Annotated in this window: 17 protein-coding genes and 1 tRNA gene; all 18 read right to left on the reverse strand. The window is 55.9% G+C overall.

Going from position 1 to position 18,167, the window contains the following annotated elements; translation table 11 throughout:
• Positions 1-135: GTP-binding protein (locus tag CUC44_RS16150; protein WP_235194994.1), on the reverse strand; the 135-nt coding region annotated here is incomplete at its 3' end.
• A gap of 54 nt (positions 136-189) precedes the next feature.
• Complete coding sequence (gene fusA / locus CUC44_RS16155) at positions 190-2,295, reverse strand: elongation factor G (RefSeq protein ID WP_100860908.1); 2,106 nt, start codon at positions 2,293-2,295, stop codon at positions 190-192.
• A 74-nt stretch (positions 2,296-2,369) separates the two neighbouring features.
• Complete coding sequence (gene rpsG, locus CUC44_RS16160; RefSeq protein ID WP_033129801.1) at positions 2,370-2,840, reverse strand: 30S ribosomal protein S7; 471 nt, start codon at positions 2,838-2,840, stop codon at positions 2,370-2,372.
• A 93-nt stretch (positions 2,841-2,933) separates the two neighbouring features.
• Complete coding sequence (gene rpsL, locus CUC44_RS16165; RefSeq protein WP_005306278.1) at positions 2,934-3,308, reverse strand: 30S ribosomal protein S12; 375 nt, start codon at positions 3,306-3,308, stop codon at positions 2,934-2,936.
• Between the two features lie 182 nt (positions 3,309-3,490).
• Positions 3,491-3,769: a sulfurtransferase complex subunit TusB gene (tusB, locus tag CUC44_RS16170; RefSeq protein ID WP_100860909.1), complete on the reverse strand. Its 279-nt coding sequence runs from the start codon at positions 3,767-3,769 to the stop codon at positions 3,491-3,493.
• A 7-nt stretch (positions 3,770-3,776) separates the two neighbouring features.
• Positions 3,777-4,133: a sulfurtransferase complex subunit TusC gene (tusC, locus tag CUC44_RS16175; RefSeq protein ID WP_100860910.1), complete on the reverse strand. Its 357-nt coding sequence runs from the start codon at positions 4,131-4,133 to the stop codon at positions 3,777-3,779.
• 9 nt (positions 4,134-4,142) lie between these two features.
• Complete coding sequence (gene tusD / locus CUC44_RS16180; protein ID WP_100860911.1) at positions 4,143-4,535, reverse strand: sulfurtransferase complex subunit TusD; 393 nt, start codon at positions 4,533-4,535, stop codon at positions 4,143-4,145.
• 86 nt (positions 4,536-4,621) lie between these two features.
• On the reverse strand, positions 4,622-5,002 hold the full coding sequence (locus CUC44_RS16185) for a RidA family protein (RefSeq protein WP_100860912.1): 381 nt from the start codon (positions 5,000-5,002) through the stop codon (positions 4,622-4,624).
• A gap of 28 nt (positions 5,003-5,030) precedes the next feature.
• Entirely contained in the window at positions 5,031-5,747 is a 717-nt protein-coding gene (locus CUC44_RS16190; RefSeq protein WP_100860913.1) for a helix-turn-helix transcriptional regulator, read from the reverse strand.
• Positions 5,748-5,943: 196 nt separating this feature from the next.
• Positions 5,944-10,248: a DNA-directed RNA polymerase subunit beta' gene (gene rpoC / locus CUC44_RS16195; protein WP_100860914.1), complete on the reverse strand. Its 4,305-nt coding sequence runs from the start codon at positions 10,246-10,248 to the stop codon at positions 5,944-5,946.
• An 80-nt stretch (positions 10,249-10,328) separates the two neighbouring features.
• On the reverse strand, positions 10,329-14,357 hold the full coding sequence (gene rpoB, locus CUC44_RS16200; protein ID WP_100860915.1) for a DNA-directed RNA polymerase subunit beta: 4,029 nt from the start codon (positions 14,355-14,357) through the stop codon (positions 10,329-10,331).
• A gap of 222 nt (positions 14,358-14,579) precedes the next feature.
• A complete protein-coding gene (gene rplL, locus CUC44_RS16205; RefSeq protein ID WP_025328616.1) occupies positions 14,580-14,942 on the reverse strand; it encodes a 50S ribosomal protein L7/L12 in 363 nt (120 codons plus the stop codon).
• A 51-nt stretch (positions 14,943-14,993) separates the two neighbouring features.
• Complete coding sequence (rplJ, locus tag CUC44_RS16210; RefSeq protein ID WP_050716658.1) at positions 14,994-15,494, reverse strand: 50S ribosomal protein L10; 501 nt, start codon at positions 15,492-15,494, stop codon at positions 14,994-14,996.
• Positions 15,495-15,751: 257 nt separating this feature from the next.
• Positions 15,752-16,453: a 50S ribosomal protein L1 gene (gene rplA, locus CUC44_RS16215; RefSeq protein ID WP_100860916.1), complete on the reverse strand. Its 702-nt coding sequence runs from the start codon at positions 16,451-16,453 to the stop codon at positions 15,752-15,754.
• Positions 16,454-16,457: 4 nt separating this feature from the next.
• On the reverse strand, positions 16,458-16,886 hold the full coding sequence (gene rplK / locus CUC44_RS16220) for a 50S ribosomal protein L11 (protein ID WP_005318556.1): 429 nt from the start codon (positions 16,884-16,886) through the stop codon (positions 16,458-16,460).
• Positions 16,887-17,020: 134 nt separating this feature from the next.
• A complete protein-coding gene (nusG, locus tag CUC44_RS16225) occupies positions 17,021-17,572 on the reverse strand; it encodes a transcription termination/antitermination protein NusG (RefSeq protein ID WP_010675959.1) in 552 nt (183 codons plus the stop codon).
• 9 nt (positions 17,573-17,581) lie between these two features.
• Positions 17,582-17,953, reverse strand: a complete 372-nt coding sequence (gene secE / locus CUC44_RS16230) for a preprotein translocase subunit SecE (RefSeq protein WP_042650611.1) — start codon at positions 17,951-17,953, stop codon at positions 17,582-17,584.
• A gap of 60 nt (positions 17,954-18,013) precedes the next feature.
• A tRNA-Trp gene (locus tag CUC44_RS16235) sits at positions 18,014-18,090 on the reverse strand.
• Between the last annotated feature and the right edge of the window lie 77 nt (positions 18,091-18,167).

Below are 18,167 nucleotides of genomic sequence, written 5' to 3' on the forward strand. Positions count from 1 at the left end.
GAAAGCTTTACCACCGAAGTGCTTGGCCAGCACGTTGGTGATGGCGGCGGTCAGGGTGGTTTTACCGTGGTCAACGTGGCCGATGGTGCCGACGTTTACGTGCGGTTTGTTACGCTCAAATTTTTCTTTAGACACGACGTAGTCCTTCTAGGTTAAACCCGCCTACCGTCGTAGGCGGGGAATCATAAATTACTTGGATTTGCGCTCTTCGATCACTGCCTGAGCCACGTTGTTCGGGGCATCGGAGTACTTAGCGAATTCCATAGCGTAGGAAGCACGACCTTGGGTAGCGGAACGCAGGGCGGTCGCATAACCGAACATCTCGGCCAGCGGCACCAGGGCACGTACGATCTTGCCGGACGGGCCATCTTCCATACCTTCGATCAGGCCACGACGACGGTTCAGGTCACCGATAACGTCGCCCATGTAATCTTCCGGAGTTTCGACTTCGACCTTCATGATCGGCTCGAGCAGGACCGGGTTTGCTTTCATGTAGCCAGACTTGAAGGCCATGGAAGCAGCGATCTTGAACGCCAGTTCAGAGGAGTCGACATCGTGGTAAGAACCGAAGTGCAGACGCACGCCCAGATCCATTACCGGATAACCTGCCAGCGGGCCGGATTTCAGCTGCTCACGGATACCCTTATCAACACCCGGGATGTATTCACCAGGAATCACGCCGCCCTTGATGTCGTTAACGAACTCATAGGCTTTGCCGGCTTCCAGCGGGTACATGTCGATAACAACGTGACCGTACTGACCACGACCACCGGATTGTTTGGCGTGCTTACCTTCGACGTCCTTGACGGTTTCGCGAATGGTTTCACGGTAGGCAACCTGCGGCTTACCTACGTTCGCTTCTACCTTGAACTCGCGACGCATACGGTCAACGATGATGTCCAGGTGCAGCTCACCCATACCGGCGATGATGGTTTGGCCAGATTCTTCGTCAGTCCATACACGGAAAGACGGATCTTCCTGTGCCAGACGGCCGAGTGCCAGACCCATCTTCTCTTGGTCAGCCTTGGTTTTCGGCTCAACCGCGATGGAGATTACCGGCTCCGGGAATTCCATACGCTCGAGGATGATCGGTGATTTTTCGTCACACAGGGTGTCACCAGTGGTCACGTCTTTCAGACCGATGGCAGCAGCGATATCGCCTGCGCGAACTTCTTTGATCTCTTCACGCTTGTTGGCATGCATCTGAACGATACGGCCAAAACGCTCGCGCTTCTCTTTGACAGAGTTCAGCACGGAGTCACCGGAGTTAACCACACCGGAGTAAACGCGGAAGAAGGTCAGGTTGCCTACGAACGGGTCGGTAGCAATCTTGAACGCCAGAGCAGAGAACGGCTCGTCATCAGAAGCATGACGCTCGTCTTTGGTCTCGCCATCCAGCTTCAGACCGTCGATGGCGGCTACGTCGGTCGGCGCCGGCAGATAGTCAACCACGGCATCCAGCATGGCCTGTACGCCCTTGTTCTTGAACGCGGAGCCACAGGTAACCAGGATGATTTCGTTGTTCAGAACACGCTGACGAAGAGCTTTCTTGATCTCTTCCTCGGTCAGTTCTTCGCCACCCAGGTATTTTTCCATCAGGTCTTCAGACGCTTCAGCAGCGGCTTCAACCAGGGTCATGCGCATTTCTTGCGCTTGTTCCAGCAGCTCGGCCGGGACGTCTTCGTAATCGAAGGATACGCCCTGGTCAGCTTCGCTCCAGTTGATGGCTTTCATCTTGACCAGATCGATAACGCCCTTGAAGTTCTCTTCTGCACCGATGTTCAGTTGCAGCGGAACCGGGTTACCTTTCAGGCGGGTCTTGATGTGCTCAACGCAGCGCAGATAGTTGGCACCGGTACGGTCCATCTTGTTGACGAACGCGATACGGGGAACCTTGTACTTGTTAGCCTGACGCCATACGGTCTCAGACTGTGGCTGTACGCCACCTACGGCACAGTACACCATCACGGCACCGTCCAGAACACGCATTGAACGCTCTACTTCGATAGTAAAGTCAACGTGGCCCGGGGTATCGATGATGTTGATACGGTGCGGTTGGAACTGTTTGCCCATACCGGACCAGAATGCGGTGGTCGCGGCGGAGGTGATGGTGATACCACGCTCTTGCTCTTGTTCCATCCAGTCCATGGTGGCAGCGCCATCGTGAACTTCACCGATCTTGTGACTTACACCGGTATAAAACAGAACGCGCTCGGTAGTAGTAGTCTTACCGGCGTCAATGTGAGCGGAGATACCGATGTTACGATAACGCTCAATGGGGGTTGTACGAGCCATTGTCATCCTCTTACTAGGAGCGTACCCCTAGATAACTGAAGGTGCGCAGAGCCTGAAGGCCCTGCGCAGGCGGATTACCAGCGGAAGTGAGCGAAAGCCTTGTTCGCTTCAGCCATACGGTGAACGTCTTCACGTTTCTTGACAGACGAACCCTTATTGTCAGCGGCATCCAGCAGCTCGCCAGCCAAACGCTGAGCCATTGATTTTTCACCACGTTTACGAGCGGCATCAACCAACCAGCGCATTGCCAGAGCATTGCGACGTACCGGGCGAACTTCTACCGGCACCTGATAGGTTGCACCACCGACACGACGAGATTTAACCTCGACGGACGGACGAATGTTGTCCAGAGCGACTTCGAACAGCGCCAGGTGCTCTTTGCCAGATTTGGTGGCAATGATGTCCAGGGCGCCATAAACGATGGCTTCTGCAACAGATTTCTTACCGTCAACCATTACTACGTTGACGAATTTAGCCAGCAGCTCTGATCCGAACTTAGGATCCGGCAGGATTTTACGCTGACCAACAACACGACGTCTTGGCATTTCAAATTCTCCGTAACTTCAGGGATTACCCAAAACTAGAAAGTTATCTAACTAGAAACGAATTAACGTTTGGCCTTACTTAACGGAGAACCATTAAGCTTTAGGACGCTTCACGCCATACTTGGAGCGAGCCTGCTTACGGTCTTTAACACCGGCACAGTCCAACGCACCACGAACGGTGTGATAACGAACACCTGGCAAATCCTTGACACGACCGCCACGGATCAGAACAACGGAGTGCTCCTGCAGGTTGTGACCTTCACCGCCGATGTAGGAGGTGACTTCGAAGCCGTTGGTCAGACGTACACGGCACACTTTACGCAGTGCAGAGTTAGGCTTCTTCGGGGTGGTGGTATATACACGGGTGCATACGCCACGCTTCTGAGGGCACGCTTCCAGCGCCGGCACGTTGCTTTTCACAACGAGCTTGATGCGTGGCTTGCGAACCAACTGGTTAATAGTTGCCATCAAAAGGCTCCTGATAATGACTTCATAAACGTGTGAAAAATCCTCCCCGCAGATACGGGGACGCGAAATTTTATGCCCTGTTGTCGGGGGAGTCAAGATTTATACAATTTGTGCGCCAAAAGGGCAAATGACATAACCGCACGAATGTGGTAACCATCTGAACCATCGAGTAAAAATCAAAACTAGCCGGCCCAGGTCTGCGGTGATCCATGCTCGGCGATCAGCCCGATCAGGCCGGCCATATCGAGATCCATCCCGATCCGGCTCTGCAATCCCCGCGCCTGCAGGTCTTCCCCCATCACGTAGAGCGGGATCCCGGCCAGACGTTCACACCAGACCGGCGCCGCCGCGGCCACCACGGCGTCCTGCATCAGCACCAGCAGGTCGCTGGCGTCACGATAACGCAGGGCCTGCTCCAGATCCTGGCTCTGGAAGGGGGAACTCAATACCAGCTGTATCATGGGCACCTCAGAAACTGATGTGAGTGCGGCAGCGGCCCCACTCACGGCGGATGTCAGCGGGTGACAACAGGGTCACGGGGATCAGCAGATCCGAGGCCGTCAGGCCCCGCTCTGCCAGCGAATCCGCACAGACATAGACCTCTTCGATGTCATACAGTTCCAACATCTTGAAGGTCGGCGCGTAGTGGCGCTGCAATATCCCTTGTGGCGACTGCTCTTTGACCAGTTGCAACACCCCGTCCCCGAGCAGGAACAAGGCCAGGGACTCGGTGAGGGCCGAGGTCGCCAGCAGGGCATCGAGTCCTTCCCGACCACTCGCGGTGCCGTGGGGGCCCCGCCGGCTGATAAAGGCTATCTTGCTCATCTTGTTCCCCTAGAACTGAACGAAGCGATCGGCGGTCAGGCTGGCCTCGGCCAGCTGCCCCAATCCACTCAGACGAAACGGCGCCTGCAGGTTGAACTGGGTCTTGCCGATCCCGTTCGCCTCGATTTCATCGAGCACACCGCGCCGCATGGCAGCGGCGACGCATACATCGATAGCGATTCCCTGGGCCAGCGCCAGCTCACGCCACAGCGTCACCAGGTCGGTCTCATCGGAGGCAGGGGCATGCAGGTCATTGCCGTTATGGACCCCGTCCTGGTAAAAAAACAGGTGAGACAGGCGATGACCCTGCGCGATGAGGCTCAGGGCGAAACGATAGGCGGTGCTGGCCGTCTGGGTGCCATAGGCGGGCCCGGTGACCAGCAGGGCAAAACTCAGACTCATGTCCGGACTCCTGCAAGGGGATGCAACCATTCTACCTCAAAGACGAAAAAGCCCCTCCTGGGAGGGGCTCTCGTGCTTACCTTGGATCAGACGTAGGCGATGGCTTCGACTTCAACCAGTACATCCTTGGGCAAACGCGCCACTTCCACACAGGAGCGAGCCGGAGCCGCTTCGCCGAAGTAGCGGGCATACACCTGATTGAAGGCCACGAAGTTGTTCATGTCGCTCAGGAAGCAGGTAGTCTTCAGCACCTTGCTGGTGTCGGCACCGGCCGCCTTCAATACTGCAACCAGGTTCTTCATCACCTGCTCGGCTTGCGCCTCGATGCCACCGGCGACAATATCCATGGTGGCGGGATCGAGCGGGATCTGCCCTGAGGTGAACACCAGATCACCCAGTTTGGTCCCCTGTACATAGGGTCCAATTGCGGCAGGTGCCTTGTCGGTTGCAATCACTTCTTTAGCCATTCTTGTCTGTCCCCTTCTTGTATGGCACTCACTCGCTCTCTTCTTCACCCTGCTTGCGCTGTCGGATGTAGAGGTACACGGTATGTTTGGAAATATTCAGTTTGTCGGCGACCAGGTTGATCGAGTCCTTGATATCAAAGATGCCCTTCTCGAACAGCTGAGTCACGATAAAACGATTCTTGGCGTTGTTGGCCACAGTCGGATCGCGGTTGATCTCATCGATGGTGTTGTCCACCGTCTGAGCAACCAGCTCCTCCACACTGTTGGCGAAGGTCTCAGGTGACTGGCGCTCCACCTGCTGTGGCGTCGGGAAGAACTCGGCCACGAACTCATGGAAGGGCGCATTGATGTGCAGGTTGATGCAGATAAGGCCGATCACCTGCTTGTCACCATTGCGGATGGCTATGGTGCTCGACTTCATCAGGGCACCCGTGCGGGTGCGCGCGAAATAACTCTGGGTGTAATCCTGACCCGTGCTCTCGATGTCTTTGAGCATCCGCAGGGCGAGATCGGTGATCGGTGCCCCCAGGGTCCGGCCCGTGTTAAATCCATTCGCGATCTTGATCACTGACTCATGCAGATTTTCCAGGGAATGGAGGACCACCTCGCAGTGCTTGCCGAACAATTCAGCCAAGCCCTCGATGAGGCCTTCATATGAACGCAACAACTCCCTGTCTTCGTCTGTAAAAGCGCGACCGCTCAGTTGTTCTTCGGGAAGCAGTACTTCCTCGATACCGACAGCCATGTTCTACCCCTGTAATAACCATTCAACTTTCCCGAGTTTTCAATTGCGGGGGGTCAATGTCAACTTTTTTTGATTTTTTGCTCTATAACCTTGCACTGGATCATCCCCTGCCCCAGCCCAGTGCACGTCTGGCGCCGGGTTGCGGACAAAAAAAGGGCCCCATGAAGGGGCCCTTTCTCATCGCTACAGCGGAAGATTACTCTTCGTCAAAACTGCCGGCTGCGTTGAGCAGATCCGCCAGGTTTTGCTGAGCTTCATCGGCAGTCACCTGCGGCACACCGACAGCACGAGCTGCGGCGGCACGCTGGTTGATCCGGCTATGGTGGTAGGCAAAGCCGGTACCAGCCGGGATCAGACGACCCACGATCACGTTCTCTTTCAGGCCACGCAGTTCATCACGCTTGCCGCCAACGGCCGCTTCGGTCAGAACACGGGTGGTTTCCTGGAAGGAAGCCGCGGAGATGAAGGACTCGGTGCTCAGAGACGCCTTGGTAATACCCATCAGGATATGACGGTAGGTGGCCGGGGTCTTACCTTCGGCAACCAGCTTACGGTTGGCAATCTTCACACGAGCCACTTCAACCTGCTCGCCTTCGATCAGGTCAGTGTCGCCAGCGCTCAGGATCTCGCACTTACGCAGCATCTGACGAACGATGACTTCGATGTGCTTGTCGTTGATCTTAACGCCTTGCAGACGGTAAACGTCCTGCACTTCGTTGGCGATGTAGTTGGCGACCGGGCTGATACCGCGCAGACGCAGGATGTCGTGAGCAGACTCAGGACCGTCCGCCAGCACTTCACCCTTCTCAACTTTTTCACCTTCGAACACGTTGAGGTGACGCCACTTCGGAATCATCTCTTCGTAGATGTCGCCACCGTCGGTCGGGGTGATGACCAGACGGCGTTTGCCCTTGGTCTCTTTCCCGAAGGAGATGGTACCGGAGATCTCGGCCAGGATAGCCGGTTCCTTCGGTTGACGTGCTTCGAACAGATCCGCAACGCGCGGCAGACCACCGGTGATGTCCTTGGTACCGCTGGATTCTTGCGGGATACGCGCAACCGCGTCACCCACGCCCACGTTGGCACCATCTTCCAGGTTCACGATGGCCTTGCCCGGCAGGAAGTACTGGGCGGCTACATCGGTACCCGGGATCATGACATCCTTACCGTTCAGGTCGACCAGTTTAACGGTCGGACGCATCTCTTTACCGGCACTCGGACGCTCATTGACATCCAGTACGACGATGGAAGAGAGACCGGTCAGTTCGTCGGTCTGACGAGTGATGGTCACACCGTCGATCATGTGTTCGAAGTCCAGGCGACCTGCTACTTCGGTGATGATCGGGTGGGTGTGCGGGTCCCAGTTAGCAACGGTATCACCGGCGCTCACGGCCTGGCCATCCTTCACTTCCAACACGGAACCGTAAGGCAGCTTGTGGCTTTCCTTGGTACGGCCCATCTCGTCCATGATGGTCAGTTCGGTAGAACGGGAGGTGATAACCAGCTTGTCAGAACTGTTGGTAACGAACTTGGCGTTCTGCAGCTTGATGCTACCGGTGTTCTTGACCTGGATACTGCTCTCGGCAGCAGCTCGGGATGCGGCACCACCGATGTGGAAGGTACGCATGGTCAGCTGGGTACCCGGCTCACCGATGGACTGGGCGGCGATAACACCGACAGCCTCACCCTTGTTCACGATGTGGCCACGGGCCAGATCACGACCGTAGCAGTGTGCACAGTTACCGAAGTCAGTTTCACAGGTGATAGCAGAACGTACCTTCACGCGGTCAACGGAGTTGCGCTCCAGCTGATCACACAACTGCTCGTCGAGCAGGGTGTTACGCGCTACCAGCACTTCGTCTTCGGTACCCGGCTTGATCACGTCTTCGGCAACCACACGGCCCAGCACGCGCTCACGCAGCGGCTCGACCACGTCACCACCCTCGATCAGCGGAGTCATCCACAGACCTTCGGTTGTGCCGCAATCGTCCTCGGTGATCACCATGTCTTGTGCCACGTCGACCAGACGACGAGTCAGGTAACCGGAGTTAGCCGTCTTCAGTGCGGTATCCGCCAGACCCTTACGAGCACCGTGAGTGGAGATGAAGTACTGCAGTACGTTCAGACCTTCACGGAAGTTCGCCACGATCGGCGTTTCGATGATGGAGCCATCCGGCTTCGCCATCAGACCACGCATACCTGCCAGCTGACGGATCTGGGCGGCGGAACCCCGCGCACCAGAGTCGGCCATCATGAAGATGCTGTTGAAAGAGGCCTGCTCTTCTTCTTCGCCCAGGGAGTTAGTGTCGCGCTCCTTGGACAGGTTATCCATCATGGCCTTGGAGACGCGATCGTTCGCGCTGGCCCAGATATCGATAACCTTGTTGTAGCGTTCGCCCGCAGTCACCAGACCGGACAGGAACTGGTCCTGGATCTCGGCGACTTCGGCTTCGGCTGCCGCAATGATGTCTTTCTTGGCATCCGGGATGACCATGTCATCGATACCAACGGAAGCACCGGACAGGGCCGCGTAATGGAAACCGGTATACATCAGCTGGTCAGCGAAAATAACGGTGTCCTTCAGGCCCTGCTTGCGATAGCAGGTGTTCAGCAGACGAGAGATGAGCTTCTTGCCCAGCGCCTTGTTGGAGACGTATTTGATCCAGTTCTGCGGATTGGCAGCCAGATCAGCCTCTTCAGCGGCGGTCAGCACCTTGGGCTCGTCGATCAGGGCGTATTCCATGCCTTTTGGCAGGATCAGGCTCAGGATCGCACGACCAACGGTGGTGCTCTTCATCTCGGTGTGCGGCAGCAGGGAACCGTCTTCCTGACGCAGGTACTCGGTGATGCGTACTTTCACACGAGCGTGCAGATCGGCCAGACCGGCGCGATACACTTTCTCTGCTTCTTTCGGACCAGCCAGCACCATACCTTCGCCCTTGGCGTTGATACGCGCACGGGTCATGTAGTACAGACCCAAGACCACGTCCTGGGACGGAACGATGATCGGCTCACCGGAGGCAGGCGACAGGATGTTGTTGGTAGACATCATCAAGGCGCGCGCTTCGAGCTGGGCTTCCAGGGTCAACGGTACGTGGACCGCCATCTGGTCACCATCGAAGTCCGCGTTATAGGCGGCACAGACCAGCGGGTGCAGCTGGATGGCCTTACCTTCGATCAGGGTCGGTTCAAACGCCTGGATACCCAGACGGTGCAGGGTCGGTGCACGGTTCAGCAGGACCGGGTGTTCGCGGATCACTTCGTCCAGGATATCCCAAACGACAGCTTCTTCACGCTCCACCATCTTCTTGGCGGCCTTGATCGTGGTCGCCAGACCGCGAGTTTCCAGCTTGCCATAGATGAACGGCTTGAACAGTTCCAGCGCCATCTTCTTCGGCAGACCGCACTGATGCAGACGCAGAGTCGGACCTACGGTGATAACGGAACGACCAGAGTAGTCGACCCGCTTACCCAGCAAGTTCTGACGGAAACGACCTTGCTTACCCTTGATCATATCGGCCAAGGATTTCAGCGGACGCTTGTTGGAACCCGTGATGGCACGACCACGACGGCCGTTGTCCAGCAGGGCATCCACGGACTCTTGCAGCATGCGCTTTTCGTTGCGCACTATGATGTCCGGGGCGGCCAGGTCCAGCAGGCGCTTCAAACGGTTGTTACGGTTGATCACGCGACGGTACAGATCGTTCAGATCTGAAGTCGCAAAACGGCCGCCGTCCAGCGGTACCAGCGGACGCAGGTCCGGCGGCAGCACAGGCAGCACTGTCATGATCATCCACTCCGGCTTGTTGCCGGACTGCAGGAAGGCTTCCATCAGCTTCAGACGCTTGGTGGTCTTCTTGCGCTTGGTCTCGGAGTTGGTCTGTTCCAGCTCCTCGCGCATGGTCTTGACTTCACCTTCCAGATCGATGGCGCGCAGCAATGCCAGGATTGCCTCGGCACCCATCTTGGCGTCGAATTCGTCGCCCCACTCTTCCAGTGCGTCCAGATAGTTCTCTTCGGACAGCATCTGGCTGCGCTCGAGGTTGGTCATGCCGGGTTCGATAACCACATAGGATTCGAAATACAGCACGCGCTCGATGTCACGCAGGGTCATGTCCAGCAGCAGACCGATACGGGACGGCAGGGACTTCAGGAACCAGATGTGGGCAGTCGGGCTGGCCAGCTCGATGTGGCCCATGCGCTCACGACGGACCTTGGTCTGGGTCACTTCTACGCCGCACTTCTCGCAGATCACACCACGGTGTTTCAGGCGCTTGTACTTGCCGCACAGACACTCGTAGTCCTTCACCGGTCCGAAGATACGGGCGCAGAACAGACCATCACGTTCCGGCTTGAAAGTCCGGTAGTTGATGGTCTCAGGCTTTTTGACCTCACCGAATGACCAGGAGCGGATCATGTCAGGAGAGGCCAGACCGATCTTGATACTGTCAAACTCTTCGGTCTTGGTCTGAGCCTTCAAAAACTTGAGTAAGTCTTTCACGTGTTTCCCCTGTCAGGAGTCTAACCTCGGCGCCCCTTTCGGGGCGCCCACGTCAATTCTCGAACAATAAGAGCGAGCTCTTACTCTTCGTCCAGCTCGATGTTGATACCCAGAGAGCGGATTTCCTTCAGCAATACGTTGAAGGATTCGGGCATGCCCGGCTCCATACGGTGGTCGCCATCCACGATGTTCTTGTACATCTTGGTACGGCCATTCACATCGTCAGACTTGACGGTCAGCATTTCCTGCAGGGTATATGCCGCACCGTAAGCCTCCAGGGCCCACACTTCCATCTCACCGAACCGCTGACCACCGAACTGTGCCTTACCACCCAGCGGCTGCTGGGTAACCAGGCTGTAGGAGCCGGTAGAACGCGCATGCATCTTGTCGTCTACCAAGTGGTTCAGCTTGAGCATGTACATGTAACCCACGGTGACCTTACGCTCGAAGGCGTTACCGGTACGACCGTCGAACAGGGAGATCTGACCGGATTCCGGCAGATCGGCCAGCTTCAGCAAGGCCTTGATTTCGCGCTCTTTGGCACCATCAAAGACAGGTGTAGCAACCGGCAGACCCTTACGCAGGTTACCCACCAGGGTACGTACGTCGTCGTCAGACAGCTCGGCGATGTTCACTTGCTGGGTGTCTTTCTCGCCCAGGTCATAGACCTGTTGCAGGAAGCCACGCATCTCGTGCAGCTCACGCTGCTCTTTGATCATGCGGTCGATCTTCTCGCCGATGCCCTTGGCCGCGAGGCCCAGATGCACTTCGAGGATCTGACCGATGTTCATACGGGATGGTACGCCCAGCGGGTTCAGTACGATGTCGACCGGACGGCCGAACTCGTCATGGGGCATATCCTCGACCGGACAGATCTTGGAGATAACACCCTTGTTACCGTGACGGCCCGCCATCTTGTCACCCGGTTGGATGCGACGCTTCACTGCCAGGTAAACCTTGACGATTTTCAGTACGCCCGGCGCCAGATCATCACCCTGGATAATCTTGCGACGCTTGTTCTCGAACTTCTTGTCGAACTCGGCTTTGAGCTCAACGTGCTGTTCGGCGATCTGTTCCAGTTCGATCTGCTTGGCTTCATCTTCGATGGCCAGTTCAAACCACTTGGAACGATCCAGCTTGTTCAGACGATCTTCGCTGTAACCGGCGGCCAGCAGCAGGTTGCGGGAGCGGCCAAAGATGCCGTCTTCCAGGATCTTGAACTCTTCGGTCAAGTCCTTCTTCGCTTCCTTCAGCTGCATCTCTTCGATTTCTTTGGCGCGCTTGTCTTTTTCCACGCCATCGCGGGTAAAGACTTGCACGTCAACCACGGTACCGTACACACCGTTCGGCACACGCAGGGAGGAGTCCTTCACATCGGAGGCCTTCTCACCGAAGATGGCGCGCAGCAGCTTCTCTTCCGGGGTCAGCTGGGTTTCACCCTTGGGTGTTACCTTACCGACCAGGATGTCGCCGCCCTTCACTTCCGCACCCACGTAGACGATGCCGGACTCGTCCAGCTTGGACAGTGCGGCTTCACCCACGTTCGGGATGTCGGCAGTGATCTCTTCCGGACCCAGCTTGGTGTCACGGGAGATACAGGCCAGTTCCTGGATATGAATGGTGGTCAGGCGATCTTCCTGAACAACACGCTCGTTCACCAGGATCGAGTCTTCGAAGTTGTAACCGTTCCACGGCATGAACGCGACGCGCAGGTTTTGGCCCAGCGCCAGTTCGCCCAGGTCGGTAGACGGGCCGTCAGCCAGCACGTCGCCCGCCATCACCGGCTCACCCAGCATCACGCAAGGACGCTGGTTGATACAGGTGTTCTGGTTGGAACGGGTGTACTTGGTCAGGCTGTAGATGTCGATGCCGGCTTCGCCTGGCAGCAGCTCATCTTCATTGACCTTGATAACGATACGGGAGGCATCGACATAGTCGATCATGCCGCCACGCTTGGCCACTACGGTTACCCCGGAGTCAACGGCCACGGCGCGTTCCATACCGGTACCTACCAGCGGCTTGTCAGCACGCAGGGTTGGTACGGCCTGACGTTGCATGTTCGAACCCATCAGGGCTCGGTTAGCATCATCGTGTTCCAGGAACGGGATCAGAGCAGCAGCGACAGAGACGATCTGTTGCGGGCTCACGTCCATGTACTGGATCTGGTCGGCGTTCATGAAGGTGGATTCACCCTTATGACGGCACGGGATCAGCTCATCTTTCAGACGGCCCTCTTCGGAGGTCGCGGCGTTAGCCTGCGCGATCACGTACTTGCCTTCTTCAATCGCAGACAGGTAATCCACTTCGTCGGTGATCACACCGTCGATGACCTTGCGGTACGGGGTCTCGAGGAAACCGTACTCGTTGGTGCGGGAATACACGGACAGCGAGTTGATCAGACCGATGTTCGGACCTTCCGGAGTTTCGATAGGGCACAGACGACCGTAGTGAGTCGGGTGTACATCTCGAACTTCGAAGCCGGCACGCTCACGAGTCAGACCGCCCGGGCCCAGCGCGGAAATACGACGCTTGTGGGTCACTTCGGACAGCGGGTTGTTCTGGTCCATGAACTGGGACAGCTGGCTGGAACCGAAGAACTCTTTGACTGCGGCGGAGATCGGCTTGGCGTTGATCAGATCCTGCGGCATCAGGGTGTCGAGGTCGCCCAGAGAGAGACGCTCTTTCACCGCACGCTCGACACGGACCAGACCGACACGGAACTGGTTCTCGGCCATTTCACCGACAGAACGGATACGACGGTTACCCAGGTGGTCGATATCGTCCACCTCGTCATTGCCGTTACGGATGTCGATCAGGCGCTTCATGACTTCGACGATGTCGTCTTTGGTCAGGGTGCCAACACCGGTCTCGTCCTCACGGGACAGACGACGGTTGAACTTCATCCGACCCACGGTGGACAGGTCGTAACGCTCGGAAGAGAAGAACAGGTTCTCGAACAGTTGCTCAGCCGCTTCGCGGGTGGGCGGCTCGCCCGGACGCATCATGCGGTAGATCTCGACCAGAGCTTCCAAACGGCTGGAGCTGGAGTCAATACGCAGGGTCTCGGACATGTAAGCACCGTGATCCAGTTCGTTGGTGAACAGAACCTCGAAGTGCTTGAAGCCGGCTTGGGACAGATTGGCAACCGCTTCCAGGCTCAGAGCCTGGTTGGCAGTCACGACCATTTCACCAGTTTGCGGGTGCGCGTAGTTCTTGGCAGCAACTTTGCCAACAACATACTCTACCGGCACCTCGATCTGGGTGATGGCGTCTTTTTCCAACTGACGGATATGACGTGCGGTGACACGACGACCGGTCTCAACCACCACGGCGCCATTGGCAATGATGTCGAAGGTCGCGGTTTCACCACGCAGGCGCTCGGGAACCAGATCCATCATCAACTTGCCATCTTTAACCTCGAAACCAATGGTCTCGAAGAAGGTGGCCAGGATTTCTTCGGAGCTGAAGTCCAGGGCGCGCAGAATAATGGAGGCCGGCAGTTTACGACGACGGTCGATACGGACAAACAGGTTGTCTTTCGCATCGAACTCGAAGTCCAGCCAGGAGCCACGGTAGGGGATAACGCGGGCGTTATACAGTACCTTACCGGATGAATGTGTTTTGCCTTTATCGTGGTCGAAGAAGACGCCCGGGCTGCGGTGCAGCTGGGAGACGATGACCCGCTCGGTACCATTGATGACAAAGGTGCCGTTTTCGGTCATGAGCGGAATTTCGCCCATGTAAACTTCTTGTTCCTTGATATCTTTGACGGTGCCGGCAGCTGCTTCACGGTCGTACAGAACCATACGAAGCTTGACACGCAGCGGCGCGGAGTAGGTCACTCCACGGATCTGGCATTCTTTTACGTCAAATACCGGCTCACCCAGGCGATAGCTGACATACTGAAGCTCAGCACTACCGGAGTAACTGGTGATCGGGAAAACGCTACGGAAAGCGGCCTCAAGGCCATATTCACCTTCCGGGTCAGCCTCGATGAACTGCTTGAAGGAGTCCAGCTGAATGGACAACAGATAAGGCGTGTCCAGTACCTGGTCTCGCTTACCGAAGTCCTTACGAATGCGTTTTTTTTCGGTATAAGAGTAAACCATAGGGTTCCTCAGCTCGCTGATAAGTGACCCACTCTGTCCCGCAGGACAGCTCTGTCTCAACACCGTTTTGTGTTGGCCCGGACGATGAGGCGGTCCGGATTGCTGGTGCACCGAGAGTCGTGAACGGTGTGAAATACTCTCAGTCTACAGCGCAAAAAGGCTGGTGAATAAAGATTCACCAGCCTTAGCCTGTTTTATCAGGCTAATCTACATAAATGCAGATTATTTGATCTCAACAGAAGCACCGGCAGCTTCCAGCTCTTTCTTCAGAGCTTCAGCTTCGTCTTTGGAGACGGCTTCTTTCAGATTGGTCGGAGCGGCTTCTACCAGATCCTTGGCTTCTTTCAGGCCCAGGCCGGTGGCAGCACGAACGGCCTTGATGACGGCAACTTTGTTGGCGCCAGCAGCAGTCAGAACTACGTCGAACTCGGTCTTCTCTTCTACTGCTTCAGCGGCCGGACCGGCAGCTACAGCAACAGCAGCGGAAACACCGAACTTCTCTTCCATTGCTTCGATCAGCTCAACAACTTCCATTACGGACATGGAAGCAACGGCTTCGATGATTTGGTCTTTAGTGATAGACATGACAAAAATTCCTGATGTTGAATAAACTCAAACAGCCTAAATAGGCGAGAATCAAGCAGCAGCTTGTTTCTGGTCGCGAACAGCAGCGATAGTACGAACCAGCTTGCCAGCAGAGGCTTCCTTCATGGTAGCCATCAACTTCGCAATTGCTTCGTCGTAGGTCGGCAGCGTGGCCAGACGATCAATTTGTGCTGCGGCGATAAACTCACCGTTAAAAGCGCCAGCCTTGATTTCGAACTTTTGGTTCGCTTTGGCAAACTCTTTGAACAGACGAGCGGCAGCGCCCGGGTGTTCGTTGGAGAAAGCAATCAAGGTAGGACCAGACAGTACGTCGTTCAGGCAACCGAAATCGGTACCTTCAACCGCGCGACGCAGCAGGGTGTTACGCACAACGCGCATATACACACCGGCTTCACGAGCGGACTTACGCAGGCTGGTCATCTTTTCTACAGTCACACCGCGAGAATCGGCTACAACTGCAGAAAGAGCGCCTTTGGCAGCTTCGTTGACTTCAGCAACAATTGCCTTTTTGTCTTCGAGTCCCAATGCCATTGGCTTAACTCCTGGATTGAATCTGAGTCTCATGACTCAGTACTGACACATCCCCCCTACCTTCACAACAGAGGGGAACGATGCGGTAGCAGGATTCCAGAAGAGAAAGAAAACTTTCTCGCTGGGTTTCCGGCACCGTCTACGCAGGAAGGATTAAGGCCTTGCAGCCACCTGCGGTCTTGGACGGAGGTCGAAACCCCCAACCAATCAAGGCGCAAAATTATAGATTAAATTTTGCGCCTTGTAAAATCCATCAATTAGGCCTGAGCTTCCAGAGAAGCTTGGTCTACAGCAACACCGGCACCCATGGTGGTGGAGATGCTGACTTTCTTGATGAAGATACCTTTGGCGGAAGAGGGTTTGCCCTTTTTCAGAGCAACCAGCAGAGCTTCCAAGTTTTCTTTCAGCTGAACTTCGTTGAAAGAAACCTTACCCAGAGTGGTATGGATGATACCATTCTTGTCATTGCGGTAACGAACCTGACCGGCTTTAGCATTCTTCACAGCTTCAGCAACGTTCGGGGTCACGGTACCCACTTTCGGGTTAGGCATCAGACCACGCGGGCCCAGGATTTGGCCCAGTTGACCAACAACGCGCATGGCATCCGGGGATGCGATCACGACGTCGAAGTTCATCTCGCCTTTCTTGACCAGCTCGGCCAGGTCATCCATACCAACCAGTTCAGCACCGGCAGCCTTGGCGGCTTCGGCGTTGGCACCCTGGGTGAATACGGCGACGCGAATGTCACGACCGGTACCGTGCGGCAGTACAGTAGCACCACGTACGTTCTGGTCGGATTTACGAGCATCGATACCCAGGTTAACGGCAACGTCAACGCTTTCAACGAACTTGGCGGTAGCCAGTTCTTTCAGCAGGGCAATGGCTTCGTTGATGGAGTACTCTTTGGTACCGTCAACTTTTTCGCGAATAACGCGCATACGCTTGGAAAGTTTTGCCATTGTCTTAATCCTCCACTACCAGGCCCATGGAACGAGCGGAGCCTGCGATGCAACGTACTTTTGCATCCAGATCGGCACCAGTCATGTCCGGCTCTTTGGTCTTGGCGATTTCTTGCAGCTGGGCAACAGTCACCTTACCAACCTTGTCTTTGTTCGGCTTGGCGGAACCAGACTGGATACCGGCAGCTTTCTTCAGCAAGAAGGCAGCAGGCGGAGTCTTGGTTTCGAAGGTGAAGGAACGGTCGCTGTAAACGGTGATCACGACCGGAGTCGGTGAGCCTTTTTCCAGCTTCTCTGTACGAGCGTTGAACGCCTTACAGAATTCCATGATGTTAACACCGTGCTGACCCAGAGCAGGACCAACGGGAGGGCTGGGGTTAGCACTGCCAGCCTTAACTTGCAGCTTGATATAAGCTGTGACTTTCTTAGCCATTACAAAAATACCTCAAAAATGGGTTCTAACGCCTCGGAGACATGCTCCTGCAAACGGCTCCCCAACAAATAAAGGGGCAGCAAATTATAGAGATAATCGCTGCCCCTGACAACCGTTAAACGTACAGACTTTAATCAGCCCTTTTCGACCTGACCAAAATCCAGTTCTACCGGCGTTGAGCGGCCGAAGATCAGGACGGAGACCTTCACGCGGCTCTTCTCGTAGTCCACCTCTTCAACGGTACCGTTGAAGTCGGCGAACGGACCATCGGCAACCCGCACCATTTCACCCGGTTCAAACAGGGTTTTCGGACGCGGCTTGTCATGGGCATCTTGCAGACGGTTGAGGATGGCATCCGCTTCTTTATCGGAGATGGGCGCCGGACGATCGGACGTACCACCGATGAAGCCCATCACACGCGGTACGTTGCGTACCAGGTGCCATGTGGTCTCATCCATCACCATCTGGACCAGGACATAGCCTGGGAAAAATTTGCGCTCACTCTTGCGCTTCTGGCCGGCACGCATCTCGACCACTTCTTCGGTCGGGACCAGCACTTCGCCAAACAGCTCTTCCATGCCATGCATCTTGATATGTTCACGCAGGGATTTGGCAACCCGGCCTTCATAGCCAGAGAAGGCCTGCACGACATACCATCTCATACGTTGTTCACGTTGTTCAGTCATGGCTTATCCTTACACACCGGTAATCAGGTTGACCAACCAGACCAAGGCACCGTCCAGAATGAACAGCAAGAGCCCCATCACGGCGGTCACCGCCAGCACAATCAGGGTTGTCTGAATGGCTTCCTGACGGGTCGGCCATACGACCTTGCGGACTTCCAGGCGCGACTCACGAGCAAAAGCCAGTGTTGCCTTACCTTTGGTGGTTTGCAGGGCCACTGCACCTGCAGCAGCGATGACAACGACCACACCCAGGGCGCGGACGGCGGCGACAACGTCGGTGAGCAGGTAATTACCTACCACAGCGGCCGCCAGGATGATGAAAACCAGGCCCCACAGCAGGGTATCCTTGCTTCCGCCCTGTCCCTCAGAACTAACACTCATACAACCCACCTGTATCTGACGTAACCAAAGACACAAAAGCCCCGTACGAGACGAGGTATATGGCAGGGGCGGCAGGACTCGAACCCGCAACCATCGGTTTTGGAGACCGCTGTTCTACCAATTCGAACTACGCCCCTGCATAAGAAAGCCCCTATTATAGGGGCTTTGCTTTATTTATGTAAGCCAAGATTACGCGATAACTTTGGCTACAACA

The sequence above is a fragment of the Aeromonas lusitana genome (genome assembly GCF_002812985.1).
Lineage (GTDB): Bacteria > Pseudomonadota > Gammaproteobacteria > Enterobacterales > Aeromonadaceae > Aeromonas > Aeromonas lusitana.

Bases quoted from the DNA above. Each gene is read 5' to 3' on its own strand.
- rpoB (WP_100860915.1), bottom strand. From the start codon at position 14,357: ATGGTTTACTCTTATACCGAAAAAAAACGCATTCGTAAGGACTTCGGT.
- rplK (WP_005318556.1), bottom strand. From the start codon at position 16,886: ATGGCTAAGAAAGTCACAGCTTATATCAAGCTGCAAGTTAAGGCTGGC.
- CUC44_RS16190 (WP_100860913.1), bottom strand. From the start codon at position 5,747: ATGGCTGTCGGTATCGAGGAAGTACTGCTTCCCGAAGAACAACTGAGC.
- CUC44_RS16185 (WP_100860912.1), bottom strand. From the start codon at position 5,002: ATGGCTAAAGAAGTGATTGCAACCGACAAGGCACCTGCCGCAATTGGA.
- secE (WP_042650611.1), bottom strand. From the start codon at position 17,953: ATGAGTGTTAGTTCTGAGGGACAGGGCGGAAGCAAGGATACCCTGCTG.
- rplJ (WP_050716658.1), bottom strand. From the start codon at position 15,494: ATGGCATTGGGACTCGAAGACAAAAAGGCAATTGTTGCTGAAGTCAAC.
- tusC (WP_100860910.1), bottom strand. From the start codon at position 4,133: ATGAGCAAGATAGCCTTTATCAGCCGGCGGGGCCCCCACGGCACCGCG.
- nusG (WP_010675959.1), bottom strand. From the start codon at position 17,572: ATGACTGAACAACGTGAACAACGTATGAGATGGTATGTCGTGCAGGCC.
- tusB (WP_100860909.1), bottom strand. From the start codon at position 3,769: ATGATACAGCTGGTATTGAGTTCCCCCTTCCAGAGCCAGGATCTGGAG.
- rpsL (WP_005306278.1), bottom strand. From the start codon at position 3,308: ATGGCAACTATTAACCAGTTGGTTCGCAAGCCACGCATCAAGCTCGTT.
- rplL (WP_025328616.1), bottom strand. From the start codon at position 14,942: ATGTCTATCACTAAAGACCAAATCATCGAAGCCGTTGCTTCCATGTCC.
- rpsG (WP_033129801.1), bottom strand. From the start codon at position 2,840: ATGCCAAGACGTCGTGTTGTTGGTCAGCGTAAAATCCTGCCGGATCCT.
- fusA (WP_100860908.1), bottom strand. From the start codon at position 2,295: ATGGCTCGTACAACCCCCATTGAGCGTTATCGTAACATCGGTATCTCC.
- rplA (WP_100860916.1), bottom strand. From the start codon at position 16,453: ATGGCAAAACTTTCCAAGCGTATGCGCGTTATTCGCGAAAAAGTTGAC.
- tusD (WP_100860911.1), bottom strand. From the start codon at position 4,535: ATGAGTCTGAGTTTTGCCCTGCTGGTCACCGGGCCCGCCTATGGCACC.